Below are 19,383 nucleotides of genomic sequence, written 5' to 3'. Positions count from 1 at the left end.
CGCCGTCTCATTCCCCGGCATCAGGTCCGAGCTTCGAGACGATTTCGTCCCAGTAGCCGGGCAGCGACTCCCAGGGGTCCAACCCCTCGTGCCGGGTGCGGTCGGTGAGATAGACGGTGCCGGCGCCCTGCCAGCGGGCGATGCGCACCGCCTCGTCCAGATGTGTCGCCGGCACCCCGTGGACCAGGTGGCAGAAGCGGTGCGACGGATGGTCCGCCGTCCACTCCGCCACCTGGGACCAGCGGTAGTCGTGCCAGGGCCCGCTGAAGGTGACCAGCTGGTCGGCCAGTTCGACGTAGTCGCGATGCGGGTGGCACTCCGGATCGAGCACCATCCGGTGTTGCACACCGTCGCCGGCGCCCGCCAGCGCCCGCAGCGTGGTGGTCACCCGCTCGACACCGGCGAGCCCGTCCCGGCCCGACGGAGCCCGAGCGAGGTAGAAGCCGTCCACGCCGTACCACTCCAGGAAGTGGTGGGCCTCACGCAGCACTTCGCCGAAGTCCCGGGTTCCCCGGCGCAGGTCCAGCCGGCCGAGCACTTCGACACCCGTCCCCCGCAGCGCGGCGATCGCCGCGGCGCAGTACGGGTCGGCACGAGCCCCGGCGCCGCCTGCCGCGACATGGACCGCGACCCAGTCCAACGGCACACCGGGGCGGGCCAGTTCGGCCCACTCCACCGGCGCCACCAGCGGATGCGCGTACCCCGGCACCCCCAGCCCCGGCCGGTCGGCGACAGCGCCACCGCCGCCGACCGGGGCGCCGCCGGCGGACGCACGGGCGGCGAGGAACGCGCGGGCAGCGCTGCGGGAGGGCGGTCTCAGATACGACATGCGGCCTCCATCCAGATATCGGCGAGCGACTCCTCCAGGCCGATTCGGGGGCGCCAGCCGAGCCGGTCGCGGGCGGTGCGGATGTCGGCCTGCTGCCAGACCCCGCAGCCGTCCGGGTACGGGGGCGCGTGGACCAGGCCGAGCTGTGGCTCGTCCAGCTCGTTGATCGCGCCGGCGAAGCCCGCCACACGGGAGAGCAGGGACGTCGCGTCGCGCAGCCGAACGGCGCGACCGGTGCCGATGTTCACCACACCCTGGGCGGCCGAGAGCGCGGCGGCGTGCACCGCGCGCGCCACGTCGCGCACGTCCACGAAGTCCCGCTGGACGGCGAGCCCGCTGAGCTTCAGCTCGAACTCGCCCTGCTGCATGGCCCGTCGCATCGACTCCGCCAGCCGGCCGAGCGGGGAACCCGCCGGTGTGCCGGGGCCCGCGGGCGAGAAGACCCGCAGCACCAGCGCGTCCAGACCGGAGCCGAGGACCAGCTCGGTGGCGGCCAACTTGCTCACTCCGTACGGCCCCCCGGGTCTGGGCAGGGCGTCCTCACTGGTGGAGGATCCCGGCTGGGACGGCCCGTACTCCGAGGCGCAGCCCACGTGCACCAGCCGCGCGGTGCAGCTGCTGCGCCGCATCGACTCGCAGACGGTCGCGGTCGCGACGGTGTTGTGCCGGGTCAACTCCCGCGCACCGCCGCGGATCGCGCCCGCGCAGTTGATGACGACTCCGGGGTGCACCGCGTCCAGGAAGCGGGCGAGCGCGCCCGGGCTGCCGGTGGAGAGATCGAACCGAACGTCGGCGTCGTCCCTCCGGCCGAGCGCCGTGAGCTGCACCGCCGGGTCGGCCAGCAGCCGGTCGGCGACGAAACGTCCGAGGAAGCCGTTGGCTCCCAGCAACAGCACCCTCATCGCACCCTCACTTCCCACCGCACGGCGCCGCTCGGGCTCTGCTGACTGGTCATTTCTCGTCTCTCCTTCGTGAGGGGTTCATCAGTCGTGCGGCGGGTCGGACCGTCTCGGTCGTCCGACCGCGCCGGGGTCGGTGCGGTGCGCGGTGCTCCGGCCGGGCAGGAGGCGACCGGCTCCGGAGCGGGCCGGGCCCGCACCCGGGCGGTCCGCGTACGGCTCGCGGGGTACGGCTCGCCCAACCGGCCGGGTCCGCGGTGCCGGCGGGCGGCAGCGGGTCGGCCGGGTACGGCAGCCGGGCCGGTGACCGCCGTGCGACGCGGGCGGGCCGGGCGTCCGGCGGCTACCCCGGCCAGGGCCGTCGGTGCGCAGACGCTCCCGTGAGCAGCCGGCCGGCGCAGATCAGCGCGCCCGTGGCCACCACCAGGCAGACCAGCGCGGGGACGGCAGCTTCGCCGTACGCGGTCGTCAGCAGTTCCACCGGCTTGCCGAGCGGGTCGAGGCCGGGCAGTCGCGCGGCGAACACCAGCATCGGCGCCAGGAGTTCGAGGGCTGCGGCGGTCGCGAGCACCTGCCCGGCGACCCTGCCGAAACCGTGCGCGCAGAGCAGCAGCGCCACGAAGAGCAGCAGCCCGAGCGCGGTCACCGCCAACCACTCCGCCCCGGCGGGCCGATGGCCGAGCAGTCCGTGCGTCAGCTGCCACAGCAGGCCGACGGCCGCGGCGAACCCCAGCACCGCCAGCGCCAGCAGCGGTCGCACCGAGGCGGCGAACGCCGAGAGGCTCTCGCTCTCGGCCAGTCGCCACCGGGCTCGCAGCGCGAACCACCGGGCGCACCCGAGGGCCGCCGCGACGGCCCAGGCGAGCGTCACCGGCACGCACCGGGAGGCGGTCTCGGGGAACGTGTCCGGGCCGCCGGCCAGGGCCGCGCCGAGCAGCGCGTCGCCGTAGAGCGCGTAGCACAGCAGCACGGTTCCGGCTGTCGCGGCGAGCGCGGAGAGCGCAGCCCTGCGCAGCGCGTACGCCAGTGAGAGGAGAACCGCGGTGACCCCCAGCGCGGCGATGACGCCGGGAGCGGAAGAACCCGTCTGCGGGAGGGGGAGCGCCAGCGCCGTGACCGTGCACAGGGCTCCTGGCAACAGCAGGCCGAGAGCCTGCCACCAGCTCCGCGCGCGCCGCCCGGGCCCCGACGCCGCCTGCGTACGGGTCGGCGGGTGCTCGTGCCGGCTCTCGTCGGCAGGCGCGGGGCTGCGTGCGTACAGCTCCTCGGCGAGGGAGAAGACGTCCCGGTGCCGGAAGCGCGCGGCACTGCGATCGGTGAGCCCGTCGGTCTCCAGTCCGACTGCGATCTCCAGCGGGTCGACGGCCCGTTCGCACAGCCCTCGATATCTCTCCATCAGGCCGCGCACCGGGTCGGCGGGCGCCGCGCCCGCGCCTGCGCCTGGGCGCTCGGGCGCGGCCAACGCGCCGGTCGCCGCGGCCGGTTCAGTTGCCCGCAGTCGCTCGTGCCCGGTCATCCGGCCTCACTCCGCCGCGTCGAGCCGGCACCCACCGCGCGTGCGAGGTCGACGCCGGCTCCGACGTCCACCGCCCAGCTCGGGCCGTCCGCTCCCGCCGCCGGGGCGACCACCCGCTGCCCGCCGTCGGCCAGCCGCACCGCGAGCTGCCCGTCCGCAGTGGTGGCGAACGGTTTCACCTCGGTGCCCGGCTGCTCCCGCAACCCCGGACCCGGCCCGCGGTACGAACGGCGGGAGATGAGTTCCAGGTAGATGCCGTGGAAGGCCGCCACGTTCTGTTCGACGGTGAAGAGCTCCATCGCCCGGGCCCGCGCCGCGGCGCCCAGCCGGGCACGCCGCCCCGGATCGGCGAGCAGCGCCAGACAGGCGTCGGCGAACGGCTCGGGTCGGCCGGGAGGCACCAGCAGGCCAGTGCCACCGATCACCTCGGCCGCCGCACCCACATCCGTGCAGACGATGGCGCGCCCGCAGAACATCGCCTCCACCAGCGCAGGGGGAAACCCCTCCACCGCGCTGGATCTCACCACCACGGTGGCCCGCGCGTACGCCTCCGCCACGGTCCGCACTCGTTCGCCGCCCAACTCCGCGAACTCCACGGCCGCCTGTCCGTCCGCGGACGGCGGAAAGAGCCGGTCGGCCAACTCCCGGCACTCGCGCGTACAGCTCGCGTCGGCTCCGGTACGCATCTCCACCAGCAGCAGTCGCGCACCCGGCCGGTCGGCACGCACCCGGGCGAAGGCGTGCAGCAGCCCGCGCACGTCCCTGGCCGGATCACACTGCCCGACCCACACCAGTGTGGGCGCGGTCTCCTGAGCCCCGGGGTCGTCGGGGACAGTCACGAAGGGGGCGGCGTCCATCCCGGGGTAGACGGTGCGCAGCCTGCTGCGCTCGGCGCCGCATCGTTCCTGCCAACCTCTCGCATGAGCGTTTCCGGGCGTGATCACCTCGGCCCGCCGGTACGCCTCCACGGCGAGGCGGCGCTGGAAGGAGCCGAGCAGCGCGCGCACTCCCGCCGCACCGCCGACGCTGCCGCCGCCCGGGCTGCCGGCCGTACCGCCGGCCGTACCGCCGGCCGTACTGCCGGCAGCCGCGCCCGTACGCGCCCCGGTGCGGACGTCTCCCGGTCGGGCTGCTCCCGCGAGCCCGGCAAGGCTCTCCAGATGGTGCTCGCGCAGCCGGACCCCGTACTCGGTGATGAGCAGCGGCGTGCCGAAGGCCCGTCGGGCCAGCAGCCCGGGCAGGGCCGCGAGGCCGCCGCCGACCGCGTGGCAGAGATCCGCCCCCGCCAGTCCCGCCGCCTCCTCACGGGCGGTCGCCGGCCGGTCGGCGCGCAGCCCGTACCAGTCGAGGGAGAGGGGACGCAGAGCACGTTCCAGCCGCTCCAGCACGGCCAGCAGATCGCTCACGCTGGTGGCGCGCACCGCCCGCGAGGCGCTGGGGGCGTGCGCCGCCGACTCCAGGAGCCGTACCGCCTGTTCGGAGCGGAGGGCGGCGGAGAGGCCCCGGTGTTCGGCGGCGAGATCGGCGAGCCCGTAGAGCGCATCGGCGAAACGGTCCTCCTCGGGCCGCGTCCCGTCGGCCGCGCGACCCTCGGCGGTGCCGGGCGAGGGGGCGCAGAGCGCGTGGGCGAGCCCGGAGAAGTGTTCGGCGAACCGCTCGGCCGGCTCGCCGTGGAAGGCCCTGCCCCTCGTCCGGCTCGCGGTCAGGGGCGGTTCGCCCCACAGCGGGGCGGTGCGCACCCGGCGCACATGCGCGGGCAGACCGTGGCTGCCGTACCAGCCCGCTTCCTCCTGCCGCCGACCGCGGCTGAGTGCGTACACCTCGAACTCGTGACTGCCCAGTCCACGCACCAGCCGGTCGCACCAGAGCACCGACTCACCGCGTGCGTACGGGTAACCACCCTCCGTCAGCAGTGCGATGCGCATGGACGTACCCCCGAATCTTTCTTCGAGACCGGCCGCGTCCGGACGAGTCGCCCGGGTGGCGTTGCGGGACGACGCTATGCGCGCTCTGCGGGGCGATGCTGGACGGTTGTCCGCCGCACCACTGGAAGGGGTGAACAAGCGTGACTATTCACCGGCGCGGACGTTCGGCAGAGTCGCCACCGCCACCGCCGGTGCTCTTCGCGGCCCACCGACCGCAGCCCGGCCCGGCTACGCGTCCGGGTGCGGCCAGGCGTTGGGCCGGCAGGTGCGCCCGTCGGTCGACAGGTACTTGGTCTGCTGCATCATCACGGGCGCCAGCGCGCCCTCCTTGGAGCAGCCGACATGGTTGAACCCGAGCCGGTGGCCGACCTCGTGGTTGATCAGCATCTGCCGGTACGCGAACATCCGGCTGTCGCCGAAGGTCTTGGCGCCGCGCGCCCAGCGGTAGGCGTTGATCATGATCCGGTCGGTCGCCGCGGAATCGCAGGAGACGTTGTCCTCAGTGGTGTCCAGACCGGACTTCGCGCACCACACTGCAGTGGTGCCGGGGCTCGCCAGCGTCACCACGAAGTCCGCCTTCCCGGAGGAGACGCGCTCGAAGTCCCGCTCGCCCCCGTTGGCCCAACTCCGGTCGTCGTTGAGGGTGGTGTGCACGGCACGGGCGAGCAGCTTCCCGTCCAGACCGAGCCCCTTCTCGACGTCGACCCGGTACCTCAGCTTGGTGCCGGCACCCGGCCCCTTGTTGCCGCCGGCGATCGCGGTGAACTCACCGCTGCCCTCGTGGTCGGGCTTCATCGGCAGCAGCGCGGCCATCTGCTGCTCGTAGCCGACCGGGCTCGGAGTGGTGCTCGGCACCGGCTCGGAGGGGGTGGGCCGGCCCTCGGAGCGCGAAGCCGAATCCTCTGCGGGGCGGCCCGAACCGTCGCCGGCAGCCTGGCCCCGGGAGTCGTCGTCACCCGACGCCACCTGGCCGGCCACTATCACCGTGAGCACAGTCGTGATCGCCGCGGCGGCGATCCCGGTGACCGTGCGGCCGCGGCGGTCCTTGGCGAAGTCGTTCCTGGAAACCTCTGGTTCCTCTGGTTCCTCGGTGTGGCTCTGATGGGGAGGTCGGTGCGGCCCGTCGGACTGCGTGCGTATGCCGGGCACTTCGGGCCCGTCACCGGTGCCCCCGGAGGTGGCGCCGCTCGGCCGCTCCGGAGTGGGACCCGTCTCTGCGAACGCGGGCCCGGCACCGTGCGACGGCCTCGGCCGTACGGGCTCTCCGGCGGCGAAGACATCGTCGAGAGCGCCCGTTCCACCGGCGGGGGTGTCCACGAAGGGCTGGCGGTCGAACGCGTCCAGGTAGTCCTGGCGGGGCCCGGCGGAGCGCTGCGAGGGCACCGCCGGCCCTGCCGCGGGCCCTGCCTTGCGAGGCGCGCCCTCCCGGTGCTGGGGATGCCCCGCGCGCACCGGGCGGCTGCGGGGATCGAAGCCGTCGAAGGAGTCGGAACCGGACCTGGAGCGCTCGGCTGCTCCCGGCGTGAACGCGCGCTCCCCCGCCGGTCCCTGCGGTGCGCTGCGCTGCCTGCCCTCGGCGGCCTGCTGCGGCGCGGGTACCTGATCGGGGCCCTCGCTCACCAGGGGTATCTCCTGGGTGCGACTGAAACCTCGACGCGGGCGGCTATGGCGTCCCACGCGTCGCCTCAACTCCTGCCCGTTCTGAATCGGCCATCAACTGGCGGAATGCTCCCGCCACCAGCTCCGGGTACTCCATCATCGCCACATGCCCCGCGTCCGGCAGTGCCAGCAGACGCGAGTCACGGAACACCCTGCACGCTTTGCGCGCCATACGGAAGCCGACCAGCTTGTCGCGGCCCCCGTACACCAGGAGGGTAGGCGCCAGAACACGGCCGGCCTGCCTCCACAGGGCGTGTTGCCCACCCAGCGTGTACGAGTCGACGACTCCCCGGGCGGACGCCGCAAGGGAATCCCAAAAGTACGGGAGAAGCAACCTGCGTTCGTACTCCTCCACCGCCGCCCGGAAGTCCTCGGACGCGACCCGGCTCGGATCTCCGTAGCACAGGCCGAGCACCGCCCTGGTGCGGTCGGCCGGTGACCAGTGCCCGGTCAGCCGGCGGAAGAGTCGCACCGTACCGGGTACGGCGAGCAGCGCGGTGGGCAGTGCGCTGCGCTGCGGTCGCAGCTCGGGGAGTGCGGGCGAAACCAGCGTCAGGGTGCGCACCAGGTCGGGCCGCAGTGCGGCGACCCTGGTGGCCGCGGCGCCCCCCATCGAGTTGCCGAAGAGGTGCACCGGGCCGCGCTCAGCGGCGTCGAGGTGGCGGATGACTGCTCTGGCGTGCGCGCTGAGCCCGTAGTTGCCGTCCGGCGGTGGCGGCGAGTCGCCGAAGCCGGGCAGGTCCACCGCCTCACCCTCGACGGTGTCGGCCAACTCGGCCATCAACACCGACCAGTTCTGCGACGAACCGCCCAGCCCGTGCACGTACAGCGCCGGCGGGAGTGTGCGGTCGGCATCCTCGCGGCTGCGAACGACCATGGTGCAGCCGGGCAGTTGGACGGTGCGCCGGGTCTCTCCGGCACGCATTCGCGACCCGCCGTGCGACGGCAGCCCGGCAGCCGTCTCGACAGGCGGGACGGGTCGACCGGTGGAATCCATGGATCAATGTTACGGCTTGATCACTTTGACGTGGAGGTGTCGGCGGTCACACCTGCCCCGCGACCCAACGACCGGTTGACGGCCGCCTGTTTGGCCGGCGGCGACGGCCCTCGGGCGGACGCCGGAGCCGTCCGCGGCGACAGGTCCTACGCTCGAAGGGAGACCTCGCATTCGACGAGGCTTCCGAGGAGAGGAGTCGCCATGCCCGTGGACCCAGGCAACCCCGACACCTTCGAGGACGCGGAGGGCGGCATCGACCGCGCACCCAGCAGCACCGGCCCGGAGGTTCCGGAGGCGGACGCGGCGGAGCTCCGGGCGGAGATGCTGGAGGAGAGCGAGACCCCTCCCCCGGGCCCGACCCTCGGAGAGGTCGATCCGGCGGACGCCGCCGAACAGGCCCGCACCGTCACGGACGAGGAGGACGACTACCGCTGAGTCTGACCGGAACCTCACGCTCAGTAAGTAAAGAGTTAACGGACAAATCCGTGCGATTACCACAGTTCGTCAAGGTCAGCGGGAAAATTCCCTCCTCCACGCCGCGCACAGTCCGGTTACCGAAACGTACGATGGCCGACGCGGCGCGAACCAGCGCGCGGTCAGAACCAGGGAGGCAGGCGTGAGCGCCATCGAGCAAGCGGAGGCACGTCCACGAGGTACGCGCCTGCCGCGCCGGGCCCGACGCAACCAGCTGCTGGGAGCGGCCCAGGAAGTGTTCGTCGCGCACGGCTACCACGCGGCGGCCATGGACGACATCGCCGACCGGGCAGGCGTCAGCAAGCCCGTGCTCTACCAGCACTTCCCGGGCAAGCTCGACCTCTACATGGCGCTGCTCGACCAGCACTGCGAGGCGCTGATCCAGTCCGTGCGCACCGCTCTGAGCTCCACTTCGGACAACAAGCTGCGCGTGGCGGCGACGATGGAGGCCTACTTCTCCTACGTCGAGCACGAGGGCGGCGCGTTCCGGCTCGTCTTCGAGTCCGACCTGACCAACGAGCCCGCGGTGCGGGACCGGGTGGACAAGGTCAGCCTCGAGTGCGCCGAGGCAGTGTGCGAGGTCATCGCCGAGGACACCCAGAGGCCCTACGACCAGTCGATGCTGCTGGCCATGGGGCTGACGGGCATGGCTCAGATCACCGCCCGCTACTGGCTGGGCTCCGGGCAGTCCATCCCCAGGAACGCCGCCGCGGAGCTCATCTCCTCGCTGGCCTGGCGCGGCATCGCCGGATTCCCTCTCCAGGACACCGAGGAGAGCGACGGGGCGCAGACCCCGCCCGAGGCGTAGCCCGGGCAGCCGGCCGGCAGCGGACCGTGTTCGCTGCCGGCGTGGCGGCCGGGCGCTTTCCGGTGTCGGAGCCGGGCTAATCTGGCCAGGTACGGCGCGGTCAACCGCGCATCCACTGACGGTCGGAGGGACTTAGCCGTGGAGGTCAAGATCGGCGTGCAGCACGCACCCCGAGAGCTCAACCTGGAGAGCAAGCAGACCGCCGAGGAGATCGAGAGCGCGATCGCCGAAGCGCTCACCGGCAAGAGCGGTCTGCTCGCCCTGGAGGACGAGAGCGGCCGCAAGGTGCTCGTCCCGGCGGACCGCCTGGCCTACGTCGACATCGGCGAGACCAAGGCCCGCAAGGTCGGTTTCGGCGCGGTCTGAGGCGCGGGCGCGTCCGCGCCTCGGTGCGTGGAGCCGCAGGCCACACACACCGCGCGGCGCCCCCCTGACCGGACCGCGAGCGAAGGCGCGCGACCGACCCACCACGGTGCTCGACACGCAAGTGCGGGACGCCATGCGGCCGGTGTGAACGGCGGCCGGGAGTTGAAGCTCCCGGCCGCCGTTTCGCGTATGGGTCGGACGGGGTAGTACCGAGTCGTCCGGATTCGCGCCGCGGCCACCGGAGGTGCCGCGCGACCAGGGAGGTTCATATGCTCGGAGAGCTGTTCGGCTCCGCGCTCCTCGGACTTGTCCTCGCTCTGGCCGCACTGCACTGGCTGCCCCGGCGCTTCCCCAACCACCGGCTCGTGCTGGCCACCGGGCCTGCGTCCGCCGCCGGCGGTGGGCTGATCGCGTGGGCCGTGCTCGGCTCGGGGCATCTGCTGCTGGCTCTGCTGGTCGCGACATCCGTCGCGGCCGTCCTCGTCTCGCTGCTGATGGACAACGGACGGGCGCCTCAGCCCGGTCCTGCCGACCCGCGGCTGGCGACCGCCGGTAGAACCCACTGACCCGCTGACCCGCCCGGGCGGTCGGGCCTCTCGGCCCGACACCACGGCCGTCGCGTCGAACTCTCCTCCGCCACGGCCCGGTTGGCGCCCGCTCCGGCGCCCTCCTCTGCCGGCCGCGGTGCACACGGCAGCCCGAGGGGCGGACGACGGGCGGCTCGTCCCGTGCATGTCGCCCGGCGATCCGGTCGACACGCGTCCGGATCCACGGGAAGTTCGGGTCTGCGGGCGGTCCGGATCCACGGGCGGCCCGGGCTGTTCAGGCGGCCAGCCCGAGTGCGGCCATCCGCTTGGTGTGCGCCTCGGTGATCCTGGAGAACATCCGACCGACCTCGGCGAGATCGAAGCCGTCCGCGACTCCGCCGACGAGCATCGTCGACAGCGCGTCCCGGTCGGCCACCACGCGCTGGGCCTGAGAGAGAGCCTCGCCCATCAACCGTCGCGCCCACAGCGCGAGCCGGCCGCCCACCCGCGGGTCCGCCTCGATGGCGGCGCGCACCTTCTCCACCACGAAGTTCGAGTGCCCGGTGTCATCGAGCACGTCGAGCACGAGCCGGCTGCTGTCTGCGTCCAGGCGTACAGCCACCTCCCGGTAGAAGTCCGAGGCGATGGAGTCGCCGACGTACGCCTTGATCAGGCCCTCCAGCCAGTCCGAGGGGGCGGTCTGGCGGTGGAACTCGTCGAGGGAGGCGACGAACGGTTCCATGGCGCGCGTCGGGTCCTCGTCGATGTGGGTCAGTCGTCGGCTCAATGCATCGAAGTGCTGGAACTCCGCCGAGGCCATGGCGACGAGCTCGGCCTTGTCGGCGAGGTTCGGCGCCAGCTTCGCGTCCTCGGCGAGCCGCTCGAAGGCGGCGAGTTCGCCGTAGGCGAGCACGCCGAGGAGGTCCACCACCGCGGCCCGGTACTGCGGGTCGGCAGCGGCCTCCTCCCAGCTCTTCGAGGCGATGGCCGTCGGGGCCTTCTCGGGGGTGTCAGACGTCTCCATGCCCGGCACAATAGCCCGCTCTGCCGGGGGCGCAGGAGGCGAGGGCGGTACGCGGGGCGGGCTCGTCCCGGTGGTGTGAGCCAATCGTCCCGGTACACCTGCACGATTTGGAGGTACAGTGATATAAGCCCGTCGATCACCGGCGGGTTCGCGCATGAACGCGGATGCCCGGTCGGTAGCACGATCGGCTCCGACCAGACCGCCCTCCCCACCTTCGAGGGACCGCTCGCGTGATATGAGCGCTTGAGCGAGAGCTAGTGGTCCTGCGCCGCGTGGCGAACACGCAGGCGCGGTACGACCCGCCTCGCCGACTTGTGTCGCGTCTCACAGAAGAGGCAAGCATCCTGTCCACCACGACTTTCCGCTCCCTCGGAATTCTCTCCGAGACGGCCGAGGCCCTTGAAGCCGTCGGCATCACCACTCCCTTCCCGATCCAGGAGCTGACGCTTCCGGTCGCACTCGCGGGCAAGGACGTCATCGGCCAGGCGAAGACCGGCACGGGCAAGACCCTCGGTTTCGGTCTGCCGCTGCTGGAGTCCGTCGTCGTCCCCGCCGACGTCGAGGCGGGCCGCGCACAGCCCGAGCAGCTGACCACAGCCCCGCACGCGCTGGTTGTCGTGCCGACCCGCGAGCTGTGCCAGCAGGTCATGAACGATCTGCTCACCGCCGGCAAGGTGCGCAACGTCCGCGTGATCTCGATCATCGGCGGCCGTCCGCACGAGGCCCAGGTCGAGGCACTCAACAAGGGCGTCGACATCGTCGTCGGCACCCCCGGCCGACTGCTCGACCTGGCGGGTCAGCGCAAGCTGGACCTCAGCCAGGTCCGCGGGCTGGTGCTGGACGAGGCCGACGAGATGCTCGACCTCGGCTTCCTGCCGGACGTCGAGAAGATCATCGAGAAGCTGCCGGCCAAGCGTCAGACGATGCTGTTCTCGGCGACGATGCCCGGCCAGGTCATCTCGCTGGCACGGCGCTACATGTCGCAGCCCACGCACATCCGTGCGACCTCGCCGGACGACGAGGGCGCGACCGTTGCCGCGACCAAGCAGCACGTGTTCCGCGCGCACAACATGGACAAGCCGGAGATGCTCTCGCGCATCCTCCAGGCCAAGGACCGCGGCCTGGTGATGGTCTTCACCCGCACCAAGCGCACCGCGGCCGACCTCACCGAGCAGCTGACGCGCCGCGGTTTCGCGGCCGGCTCCGTCCATGGCGACCTCGGCCAGGGCGCGCGAGAGCAGGCCCTGCGCGCGTTCCGCAGCGGCAAGGTCGACGTGCTGGTGTGCACCGACGTCGCGGCGCGCGGTATCGACGTCGAGGGCGTCACCCACGTCATCAACTACCAGACGCCGGACGACGAGAAGACCTACCTGCACCGCATCGGCCGTACCGGCCGTGCGGGCGCGACCGGCATTGCGGTCACGCTCGTCGACTGGGACGACATCCCCCGCTGGCAGCTGATCAACAAGGCGCTGGGCCTGGCCCACAACGACCCGCCCGAGACGTACTCCACCTCGCCGCACCTCTACGAGGAGCTGGGCATCCCGGAAGGCACGAAGGGTGTGCTGCCGCGCGCCGAGCGGACCAGGGCCGGGCTCGCCGCGGAGGAGCTGGAGGACCTCGGCGAGCCGGGCGGCAAGGGCCGCGGTCGCGGCCCCAAGAGCGCCGCACAGCCCAAGGAGAGCGAGCGGCCGGCCAGCCGCAGCCGCTCCCGCACCCGCCGCCGCACCCGCAACGGCGAGCCGGTGAGCGGTGTGGCGGGCGAGGAGGGCAAGAGCAGCGCTCCCGCAGCCGAGCAGAGCGCCGAAGCGCCCCGCGCCGAGGGCGAGGGCGGCGTTCGCAAGCCGCGGCGTCGCCGGCGTCGCACCCGCGGCGAGGCCGGGACGCAGTCGGCAAGCTGAGGCGGGTAGCGTCGCGGCATGAGTAAGCCGCCGACGCTTGAGCTTCCCGAGGGCGCCCGCGCCCGACAACTCCGTACGCCCCGCGGTGAGTTCGCGGTCCACGAGGCCGGCGAACCCACCCGGGGCACGGTTTTGCTCGTACCGGGCTTCACGGGCAGCAAGGAAGACTTCATCACGCTGCTGACGCCGGTGGCGCAGGCCGGGTACCGCGTGGTCGCGGTCGACGGCCGCGGCCAGTACGAGAGCGCGGGCCCGCTGGAGGGTTCCGGGTACGCGCAGCCGGAGTTGGCCGCCGATGTGTCGGCCCAGTGCGCCGCGCTCGGCGGCGGGGTGCATCTGCTCGGACACTCGCTCGGCGGACTGATCTGCCGGGCCGCCGTACTCGCCGAGCCCAAGGCGTTCCGTTCCTTCACGGCGATGAGCAGCGGGCCGGCCTCCGTCGGCGCCCAGCAGCAGGAGCGACTCAAGCTGCTGCTCGGAGCCCTGCCGGTAATGGAGATGGCGGCCATCTGGCAGGCGATGCGCGATCTGGACCCGCCGGAGGCGGCGGACGCACAGACCCCGCAGGCGGTAGGGGACTTCCTCCGGCGGCGCTGGTTGGCCACCAGCCCGCACCAACTGATCGCGGGCGCGGAGCAGTTGCTCGCCGAGCCGGACCGCGTGGACCAACTCGCCGCGCTGGACATCCCGTGCCACGTGCTCTCCGGCGAACGGGACTACGCGTGGCCGGTGGAGCTGATGGACGACATGGCGCACCGGCTCGGTGCACAGCGTTCCCTGATCCCGGGAGCGGAGCACTCTCCTGCGGTGGAGAACCCCGAAGCGACCGCACAGGCGCTGCTCGCCTTCTGGCAGCAGCACTGACGGCCCCGCCCGGCCCTCCCCCACCGCGGCGAGGGCCGGGCGGCCGTGTGGAGCACGAACACCGGGCCGGCCGGAGGTCAGCCTCCCCTGATGAACTGGGTGACGCCGTTGGCGATCTGCTGGACCGCGATCGCCGAAAGCAGCATGCCGGAGAGGCGCGTCACCAGTACGACGCCGCCCTCCTTGATCACACGCACGATCGCCAGCGAGAACCGCATCGTCAGCCACAGCACCAGATGGATCGCGCCGATCGCGCACCACACGGCCGCGTTCCCGGCCAGGTCGTCGGCCTTCTCCACCGCGAGGATCACCGCGACGATCGCACCCGGGCCGGCGAGCAGCGGCATGCCGAGCGGTACGAGCGCGGCGTTGACCTCCTTGGTCTGCTTCGGCTCGTCGGTCTTGCCGGTCAACAGGTCCAGGGCGACCAGCAGAAGCAGTAGACCTCCCGCGACCATCAGCGCGGGCATCGAGACATGGAGATAGTCCAGGATCTCCTTGCCCACCAGGCCGAACAGCGTGATGACGCCGCAGGCGACCAGCGCCGCCTGCCAGGCCATCCGCCGCTGCACCTTCACCGGTCGGCCGGAGGAGAGCGCGAGGAAGATCGGCGTGATGCCGGGCGGATCCATGATCACGAAGAGGGTCAGAAAGAGTGAGCCGAAGACGGCGGCGTCGAACACGGTGGGGCCTCGAGTGGGTGCGAACGGGTTGGGCGGAGGGGCGACCGCCGCGGAGCGCGGACGGCGTCGGCAGGCGTGCCTCGGCCGCCGGACGCGGTCGGCGCGGAGTCGGCACGTCGGGCAGCACGTCGGGCACGTCGGGCACAGAGCGACGGGTGCCGGGACGCGGCACGGGAGCGGTGGTTCAGCCGGTCAGCGGCGCCGCGCCTGAGCCGCGGTCGGCGATCTGGGCGTACACATCGGGCTCGGTGGTGTGCTCGCCGAGCTGACAGGCCTTCCGCTCGCCGTGGTAGTCGCTGGAACCGGTGGCGAGCAGCCCGAGCTCCCCGGCGAGCCCGCGCAGTCTGGCTCGGACGTCCCGGTCGTGCTCCATGTGGTCGACCTCGACGCCGTCGAGGCCCGCCTCTGCCAGCTCCGCGATGGCGCTCTCCGGCACACACCGACCGCGTTTGGCCGCGAAGGGATGCGCGAAGACCGACACGCCGCCGGCGGCTCTGATCATGCGGACCGCCCGGAACGGGTCCAGTTCGTGCTTCTCCACGTAGGCCCGGCCGTCGCCGCCGATCCACTCCGAAGTGAAGGCGTCCGAGACGGAGTTCACCACGCCGCTCTCCACCATGGCGGTGGCGATGTGCGGCCGTCCGATGCTGCCGTCCCCCGCGATCTCCAGCACCCGCTCCCAGGTGATCGGCACGCCGAGCTGCCGCAGACTGTCGACGATGCCCCGGGCACGCGGAACGCGGTCGTCCCGCAGCAGCTCGCGCTCGCGGGCGAGTTCGGGCTCGGTGGGGTCGAAGAGGTAGCCGAGCAGATGCAGACTCACGCCGTTCAGACGGCAGGAGAACTCGGTCCCGGTGACCAGCGTGAGCCCGGACGGCAGTGCCTCCGCGGCCTCTCGGTGGCCGGCGACAGTGTCGTGGTCGGTGAGCGCGACGACGTCCAGACCGCGTGCGGCTGCGTTGCGCACGAGCTCGGCGGGGGTGTCCGTACCGTCCGACGCGGTGGAGTGCGTGTGCAGATCGATGCGCACGGCGGCTCCCGGTGTCGGCGGACAGGACGACAGCGATTCTATCGACGCGGCGGCGGGCGCCGGGCCGAGTACGGCGTGAGGCCGGACACGGTCCGGCGGCGTGCTCGCGGACAGCCGGGCGGGACGTCCGTCCCGACGGACGCCTCGTCGTACGGACACCACAGACGCCTCGTCGTACGGACGCGCCGACAGGTCAGTCGAGCAGTCGGGGTGAGAGGGCGCCGCAGGGCAGCAGGTCCACCTCGGCGCCGGCGTCGCGCAGATCGGTCAGTATCAGATCGTCGTAGAGGAGCATTCCGGACTTCATCGGCCACACGACCGCCCACAGCCACAGGCCGCGTGCCTCGCCGGCGAAGACCGCACGGTCCTCGGGCACTCCGTTGACCTTCCACAGCGGGGTCGGGCGCCCGGCTGCGAAGACCTTCGCCTGCGGCGCGCCGTCCATCGCCAGCGCGGGGCCGGGATCGGGCCCCGGGATGCCGGCGAACCGCGCACCGAGGCCGACACCGAGCTCCTCGGCGATCAGCAGCAACTCCCCCGGCCCACCGAGAGGTCCGGGCCCCGAACAGGCGACCGCGGTGGCTCGGCCGCCGCTGCGGTCGTCGCCCGCCGACGCAACTCCGGTGTAGAGCCAGCCGAGCGGCAGCGGCCACGGCATCCAGACCGGTACCCGGGTGCGGCTGACCACCACGCCGAGCGCTTCCACGCTGGGCGGGACCACCGGTTGCAACGGATGGACGGTGCCGTGCTCGTCGCACTGCCAGGAGTCGTCAAAAAGGCCGGGCGCCCTGACCCGACCACCGCATTTCGGGCAACTCGGTTCACCCCTCATGGGGCCTTACGGTCCTATCCCCGGGGCCCTTCGTCAAGGACGGTCACCCGGTCAGTGGTACCGACCGGCGCACCGGGTCGCGCAGATCCGTGCCCTCGGCGAGCCACCGCTCCTCCAGCGCCTGGGCACCGTGCACGCGCTTCCACGCCGCCTCGTTGGGCGTCATCGGGAGCAACGGCAGAAAGCGCACCGGATCGTGTGGTTCTCCCAGCTCCAAGTCCGTTACCAGGCCGCCCGGTTCGGCGACCAGGACCGAGGTGAACGGAGCGCCGGGCCACAGCGGCTCGCCCACGTCCAGTGAGGCGCCCGGCGTCACGACAACGCCCTCCACCTGCGGAGAAGCGGCCAACACGGCCAGCGGCCGGAGCAGTTTGTCGGTGTCGGGAACGCCCTCGGCGCCCGCGGGTCGCGCACTGGGGCGACTCAGGGGGCGTACGGAGAACAGCAGTTCGGCGCGCGGGCCGCGGTCCGGATCGGCGAGCGCCGCGGTCGGGTCGGCCATCGGCGCTCCCGACATGCCGAGGGTGGCGTACCGCAGCACAGGCCCCTCGGCGCTGTCGGCGGTGAACCGCAGCACCTCGATCCGCTCGATACCGAGGAAGGTCACCGCGGCACGTGCGTCGGGCTCCCCCAGCTCACTGACCAGCCGGGCTTCCACCAGTTCGAGAACGCGATTCATACGGCGAGTTTATGGCGTGCCGGCCAAGCCCGTGGAGGCGGCAACGGGCTGGTACAGATTGGGCAAAGAGCAGCCCGGGAGCAGGTCGGATGCGGCTTTCGGGCGCCTGTGCCAGTGTTACCGTTGAGCGTCCGTCAGGCATAGCTGATCTTCCCCGAGAGGGGACTGGCCGGAGGAGGTGGGGCTCGCGTGGATCTTCCCAGTCGACCATCCGGCAGCAGCCACTCTCCCGCTCCGGCAGCGGCCTGACCCGCTCGGCAGCGCCCGGAGAATCCGGTCCGATGGTGCACACCACGACCTCTCGGCGACTTACCGCAGCTACGTTCCGCGTCTGGTTTCCACTCGCGCTTCCGTCGTAGGCCTGTGGACCGCTCCCGGAAACGGGGCCGGCGGAGCCCCGCGGACCGGCATTCCCCCGCGCGCCCTGCGCACTCCTCGCCGCTGACGGCCCACGCCGCCACCGTCCTCCCGCGCCCCGCGAAGGAGTTCCGCATGTCGATGATCCGTGAACTGCGTTCCGTCGTCCGCCCTTCGCTGCGGCGCGAGCGTCGGACACTGCACGAGGGACCGCTCGGTGCCGCCGCCGCACTGCCGAGCGCGGTGGTGGACTGCGCCGTGTACCGCGAGGGGCGGCGGGTCGCGGAGTGCCTGCGCCCCGAGGAGGCGCTCCGGCAGGTGCGCCGGGGCGCCGGGGAGTTCGTCTGGATCGGGCTGCACGAGCCGACGGAGGTCGAGTTCGCCGGGATCGCCACCGAGTTCGGGCTGCACCCGCTGGCGGTCGAGGACGCGGTGCAGGCGCACCAGCGACCCAAGCTGGAGCGCTACGACGACTCGGTCTTCACCGTCTTCAAGACGGTCCACTACGTGAACCGCGCGCTCACCGCGGGCGCGGTCGACCAGGAGCGCGGCGCGGCTCAGGTGGTGGAGACGGGCGAGGTGGCCTGCTTCACCGGGCTCGACTACATCATCACCGTGCGGCACGGCGTGCAGGGCTCGCTGCGGGCGCTCCGGCACCGGTTGGAGCAGGACAGCGAGCGCCTCGCGGCAGGCCCGAGCGCGGTTCTGCACGCGATCGCCGACCAGGTGGTGGACGGCTACCTCGGGGTGGCGGCAGCCGTCCAGGAGGACATCGACGAGGTGGAGATCGACGTCTTCTCGCAGTCGGGCGCTGCCGGACGGCGCGGCGGCGACGCGGGCCGTATCTACCAACTCAAGCGCGAGGTGCTGGAGTTCAAGCGCGCCGTCTCCCCGCTGCTGCGACCCATGCGCCAGCTCAGCGAGCGGCCGATGACGATGATGGAGCCGGACATCCAGAAATACTTCCGCGATGTGGCCGACCATCTGGCCAGGGTGAACGAGCAGGTGCTCTCCTTCGACGACCTGCTCAACTCCATTCTCCAGGCCAATCTGGCGCAGGCCACGGTCGCGCAGAACGAGGACATGCGCAAGATCACCGCGTGGGCCGCGATCTTCGCCGTACCGACGATGATCGCCGGGGTGTACGGCATGAACTTCGAGGTCATGCCGGAGACGGAGTGGACGTACGGCTATCCGATGGTGATGGCGTTCATCTGCACCGCGTGCTTCGCCATCCACCGGGGTTTCAGGCGCAACGGCTGGCTCTGATCCGCTCTCCCCGCGAAGAGCGCGGCCGGAGAGCGGAGTTGAGGTACGGGTTGGCGTTGCGGATCGGCGTGCGGAGGGCGGAGCCCGGTGTGCGGAGGGCGTACGGCGTCGGGTGCGCGGGCCGCGCCGCCCGGTGGGCCCCGCGGCGGGCGGGTTTGCCTCCGCCTCGGGCTGTCCGGGCCCCGCGGTAGGGTCGGCGCATGACCGAGACCGCTGATCAGCCACTCCTCTCACGGGCACTGATCGAGGAGACGGCCAAGAAGTCCGGGCTGCTCTGGGTCCGCGGGCCCTACGGCCCTTCGCGCGCGCTGTGGCACGTGTGGCACGAGGGTGCGGTCTGCCTGGTGACGGGCCCGGGCGAGCAGCCGGTCGACGGGCTGGGCCTGGCGGACGGCAGCGACGCCACCGTCACGGCGCGCAGCAAGGACAAGGGCGGCCGGCTGGTCGTCTGGCCGGCTCGGGTCACGGAGCTCGCTCCCCGCTCGCCGCAGTGGGAGGCGGCGGTGGCCGAGCTGAAGGGCAAGCGGCTCAACGCCCCCGACTCCGAGAATCTGGCCGCTCGTTGGGCCGCCGAATGCCGGGTGCTCCGCCTCGAGCCCGCCGGCGATCCGATGCAGCGCCCCGGTGCCATGCCGGACGGCTCGACCGCGGCCGTACCGCTCCCGACCCCCGCCACCACTCGGAACCCGGCCCCGGCCGGGCTGCCGAAGCTGCTCTTCCGCCGCCGCCGGAAGTAGGCCCGGA

19 protein-coding genes are annotated in these 19,383 nt (G+C 72.4%); 8 read left to right on the top strand and 11 right to left on the bottom strand.

Annotation, left to right across the window (positions count from 1 at the left end; genetic code table 11):
* Positions 1 to 7: 7 nt before the first annotated feature.
* The 6 genes from JGS22_RS16950 to JGS22_RS16925 all read right to left on the bottom strand — a co-directional run bounded on the left by JGS22_RS16950 (position 8) and on the right by JGS22_RS16925 (position 7,825).
* Positions 8 to 829 (bottom strand): spherulation-specific family 4 protein, encoded by an 822-nt coding sequence (locus tag JGS22_RS16950; protein ID WP_211039459.1) that lies wholly within the window; start codon positions 827 to 829, stop codon positions 8 to 10.
* The gene (locus JGS22_RS16945; protein WP_211039460.1) at positions 817 to 1,731 is read right to left on the bottom strand and encodes an NAD-dependent epimerase/dehydratase family protein; all 915 of its coding nucleotides are present in this window, start codon (positions 1,729 to 1,731) and stop codon (positions 817 to 819) included. The genes JGS22_RS16950 and JGS22_RS16945 overlap by 13 nt, the downstream gene beginning before the upstream one ends.
* A 340-nt stretch (positions 1,732 to 2,071) precedes the next feature.
* Complete coding sequence (locus JGS22_RS16940) at positions 2,072 to 3,244, bottom strand: LPXTG cell wall anchor domain-containing protein (protein WP_236073181.1); 1,173 nt, start codon at positions 3,242 to 3,244, stop codon at positions 2,072 to 2,074.
* Complete coding sequence (locus JGS22_RS16935; RefSeq protein WP_211039461.1) at positions 3,241 to 5,169, bottom strand: DUF3492 domain-containing protein; 1,929 nt, start codon at positions 5,167 to 5,169, stop codon at positions 3,241 to 3,243. Before JGS22_RS16935 ends, JGS22_RS16940 begins: the two co-directional genes overlap by 4 nt.
* A gap of 228 nt (positions 5,170 to 5,397) precedes the next feature.
* On the bottom strand, positions 5,398 to 6,789 hold the full coding sequence (locus JGS22_RS16930; RefSeq protein ID WP_308405713.1) for a DUF3152 domain-containing protein: 1,392 nt from the start codon (positions 6,787 to 6,789) through the stop codon (positions 5,398 to 5,400).
* Positions 6,790 to 6,832: 43 nt separating this feature from the next.
* Entirely contained in the window at positions 6,833 to 7,825 is a 993-nt protein-coding gene (locus JGS22_RS16925; protein WP_211039463.1) for an alpha/beta fold hydrolase, read from the bottom strand.
* A 201-nt stretch (positions 7,826 to 8,026) separates the two neighbouring features.
* Between JGS22_RS16925 and JGS22_RS16920 the strand changes: the two genes are divergently transcribed.
* From JGS22_RS16920 to JGS22_RS16905, 4 genes are all read left to right on the top strand, one after another.
* Positions 8,027 to 8,260, top strand: a complete 234-nt coding sequence (locus JGS22_RS16920) for a hypothetical protein (RefSeq protein WP_211039464.1) — start codon at positions 8,027 to 8,029, stop codon at positions 8,258 to 8,260.
* A 181-nt stretch (positions 8,261 to 8,441) separates the two neighbouring features.
* On the top strand, positions 8,442 to 9,107 hold the full coding sequence (locus JGS22_RS16915; protein ID WP_211039465.1) for a TetR/AcrR family transcriptional regulator: 666 nt from the start codon (positions 8,442 to 8,444) through the stop codon (positions 9,105 to 9,107).
* 138 nt (positions 9,108 to 9,245) lie between these two features.
* Positions 9,246 to 9,473 (top strand): DUF3107 domain-containing protein, encoded by a 228-nt coding sequence (locus JGS22_RS16910; RefSeq protein ID WP_211039466.1) that lies wholly within the window; start codon positions 9,246 to 9,248, stop codon positions 9,471 to 9,473.
* Between the two features lie 269 nt (positions 9,474 to 9,742).
* Positions 9,743 to 10,039, top strand: coding sequence for a hypothetical protein (locus JGS22_RS16905; protein ID WP_211039467.1), 297 nt, complete (start codon positions 9,743 to 9,745; stop codon positions 10,037 to 10,039).
* Positions 10,040 to 10,295: 256 nt separating this feature from the next.
* Here JGS22_RS16905 and JGS22_RS16900 read toward each other — a convergent pair whose 3' ends face one another.
* The gene (locus JGS22_RS16900; protein ID WP_211039468.1) at positions 10,296 to 11,024 is read right to left on the bottom strand and encodes a ferritin-like fold-containing protein; all 729 of its coding nucleotides are present in this window, start codon (positions 11,022 to 11,024) and stop codon (positions 10,296 to 10,298) included.
* A 314-nt stretch (positions 11,025 to 11,338) separates the two neighbouring features.
* Here JGS22_RS16900 and JGS22_RS16895 point away from each other — a divergent pair, with 314 nt between their 5' ends.
* Together JGS22_RS16895 and JGS22_RS16890 are read left to right on the top strand one after the other, a co-directional pair.
* Positions 11,339 to 12,925, top strand: coding sequence for a DEAD/DEAH box helicase (locus JGS22_RS16895; protein WP_308405712.1), 1,587 nt, complete (start codon positions 11,339 to 11,341; stop codon positions 12,923 to 12,925).
* Positions 12,926 to 12,943: 18 nt separating this feature from the next.
* Positions 12,944 to 13,789: an alpha/beta fold hydrolase gene (locus JGS22_RS16890; RefSeq protein WP_211039470.1), complete on the top strand. Its 846-nt coding sequence runs from the start codon at positions 12,944 to 12,946 to the stop codon at positions 13,787 to 13,789.
* Between the two features lie 77 nt (positions 13,790 to 13,866).
* Here the strand turns inward: JGS22_RS16890 and JGS22_RS16885 are convergent, their stop codons facing one another.
* From JGS22_RS16885 to JGS22_RS16870, 4 genes are all read right to left on the bottom strand, one after another.
* Positions 13,867 to 14,472 carry a MarC family protein gene (locus JGS22_RS16885; protein ID WP_211039471.1) on the bottom strand — a complete coding sequence of 202 codons (606 nt, stop codon included), beginning with the start codon at positions 14,470 to 14,472 and terminating at the stop codon, positions 13,867 to 13,869.
* 184 nt (positions 14,473 to 14,656) lie between these two features.
* Positions 14,657 to 15,502, bottom strand: a complete 846-nt coding sequence (locus JGS22_RS16880) for a PHP domain-containing protein (protein WP_211039472.1) — start codon at positions 15,500 to 15,502, stop codon at positions 14,657 to 14,659.
* Between the two features lie 193 nt (positions 15,503 to 15,695).
* Positions 15,696 to 16,334, bottom strand: coding sequence for a DUF6758 family protein (locus JGS22_RS16875; RefSeq protein ID WP_211039473.1), 639 nt, complete (start codon positions 16,332 to 16,334; stop codon positions 15,696 to 15,698).
* A gap of 43 nt (positions 16,335 to 16,377) precedes the next feature.
* Complete coding sequence (locus tag JGS22_RS16870; protein ID WP_211039474.1) at positions 16,378 to 17,013, bottom strand: suppressor of fused domain protein; 636 nt, start codon at positions 17,011 to 17,013, stop codon at positions 16,378 to 16,380.
* A gap of 492 nt (positions 17,014 to 17,505) precedes the next feature.
* Here JGS22_RS16870 and JGS22_RS16865 point away from each other — a divergent pair, with 492 nt between their 5' ends.
* Together JGS22_RS16865 and JGS22_RS16860 are read left to right on the top strand one after the other, a co-directional pair.
* Complete coding sequence (locus JGS22_RS16865; protein ID WP_211039475.1) at positions 17,506 to 18,639, top strand: magnesium and cobalt transport protein CorA; 1,134 nt, start codon at positions 17,506 to 17,508, stop codon at positions 18,637 to 18,639.
* Between the two features lie 200 nt (positions 18,640 to 18,839).
* Positions 18,840 to 19,376 (top strand): hypothetical protein, encoded by a 537-nt coding sequence (locus tag JGS22_RS16860; RefSeq protein WP_211039476.1) that lies wholly within the window; start codon positions 18,840 to 18,842, stop codon positions 19,374 to 19,376.
* Positions 19,377 to 19,383 lie beyond the last annotated feature (7 nt).

Source organism: Streptomyces tardus, assembly GCF_018101125.2.
GTDB classification, from domain to species: Bacteria; Actinomycetota; Actinomycetes; order Streptomycetales; family Streptomycetaceae; genus Streptomyces; species Streptomyces tardus.
This window is presented reverse-complemented; position numbering and strand designations above follow the sequence as displayed.

What these genes read in the sequence shown, in the direction of transcription:
- JGS22_RS16950 (WP_211039459.1), bottom strand. Translation starts at nt 829, where the DNA reads ATGTCGTATCTGAGACCGCCCTCCCGCAGCGCTGCCCGCGCGTTCCTC.
- JGS22_RS16945 (WP_211039460.1), bottom strand. Translation starts at nt 1,731, where the DNA reads ATGAGGGTGCTGTTGCTGGGAGCCAACGGCTTCCTCGGACGTTTCGTC.
- JGS22_RS16940 (WP_236073181.1), bottom strand. Translation starts at nt 3,244, where the DNA reads ATGACCGGGCACGAGCGACTGCGGGCAACTGAACCGGCCGCGGCGACC.
- JGS22_RS16935 (WP_211039461.1), bottom strand. Translation starts at nt 5,169, where the DNA reads ATGCGCATCGCACTGCTGACGGAGGGTGGTTACCCGTACGCACGCGGT.
- JGS22_RS16925 (WP_211039463.1), bottom strand. Translation starts at nt 7,825, where the DNA reads ATGGATTCCACCGGTCGACCCGTCCCGCCTGTCGAGACGGCTGCCGGG.
- JGS22_RS16920 (WP_211039464.1), top strand. Translation starts at nt 8,027, where the DNA reads ATGCCCGTGGACCCAGGCAACCCCGACACCTTCGAGGACGCGGAGGGC.
- JGS22_RS16905 (WP_211039467.1), top strand. Translation starts at nt 9,743, where the DNA reads ATGCTCGGAGAGCTGTTCGGCTCCGCGCTCCTCGGACTTGTCCTCGCT.
- JGS22_RS16900 (WP_211039468.1), bottom strand. Translation starts at nt 11,024, where the DNA reads ATGGAGACGTCTGACACCCCCGAGAAGGCCCCGACGGCCATCGCCTCG.
- JGS22_RS16890 (WP_211039470.1), top strand. Translation starts at nt 12,944, where the DNA reads ATGAGTAAGCCGCCGACGCTTGAGCTTCCCGAGGGCGCCCGCGCCCGA.
- JGS22_RS16875 (WP_211039473.1), bottom strand. Translation starts at nt 16,334, where the DNA reads ATGAGGGGTGAACCGAGTTGCCCGAAATGCGGTGGTCGGGTCAGGGCG.
- JGS22_RS16870 (WP_211039474.1), bottom strand. Translation starts at nt 17,013, where the DNA reads ATGAATCGCGTTCTCGAACTGGTGGAAGCCCGGCTGGTCAGTGAGCTG.
- JGS22_RS16865 (WP_211039475.1), top strand. Translation starts at nt 17,506, where the DNA reads ATGTCGATGATCCGTGAACTGCGTTCCGTCGTCCGCCCTTCGCTGCGG.
- JGS22_RS16860 (WP_211039476.1), top strand. Translation starts at nt 18,840, where the DNA reads ATGACCGAGACCGCTGATCAGCCACTCCTCTCACGGGCACTGATCGAG.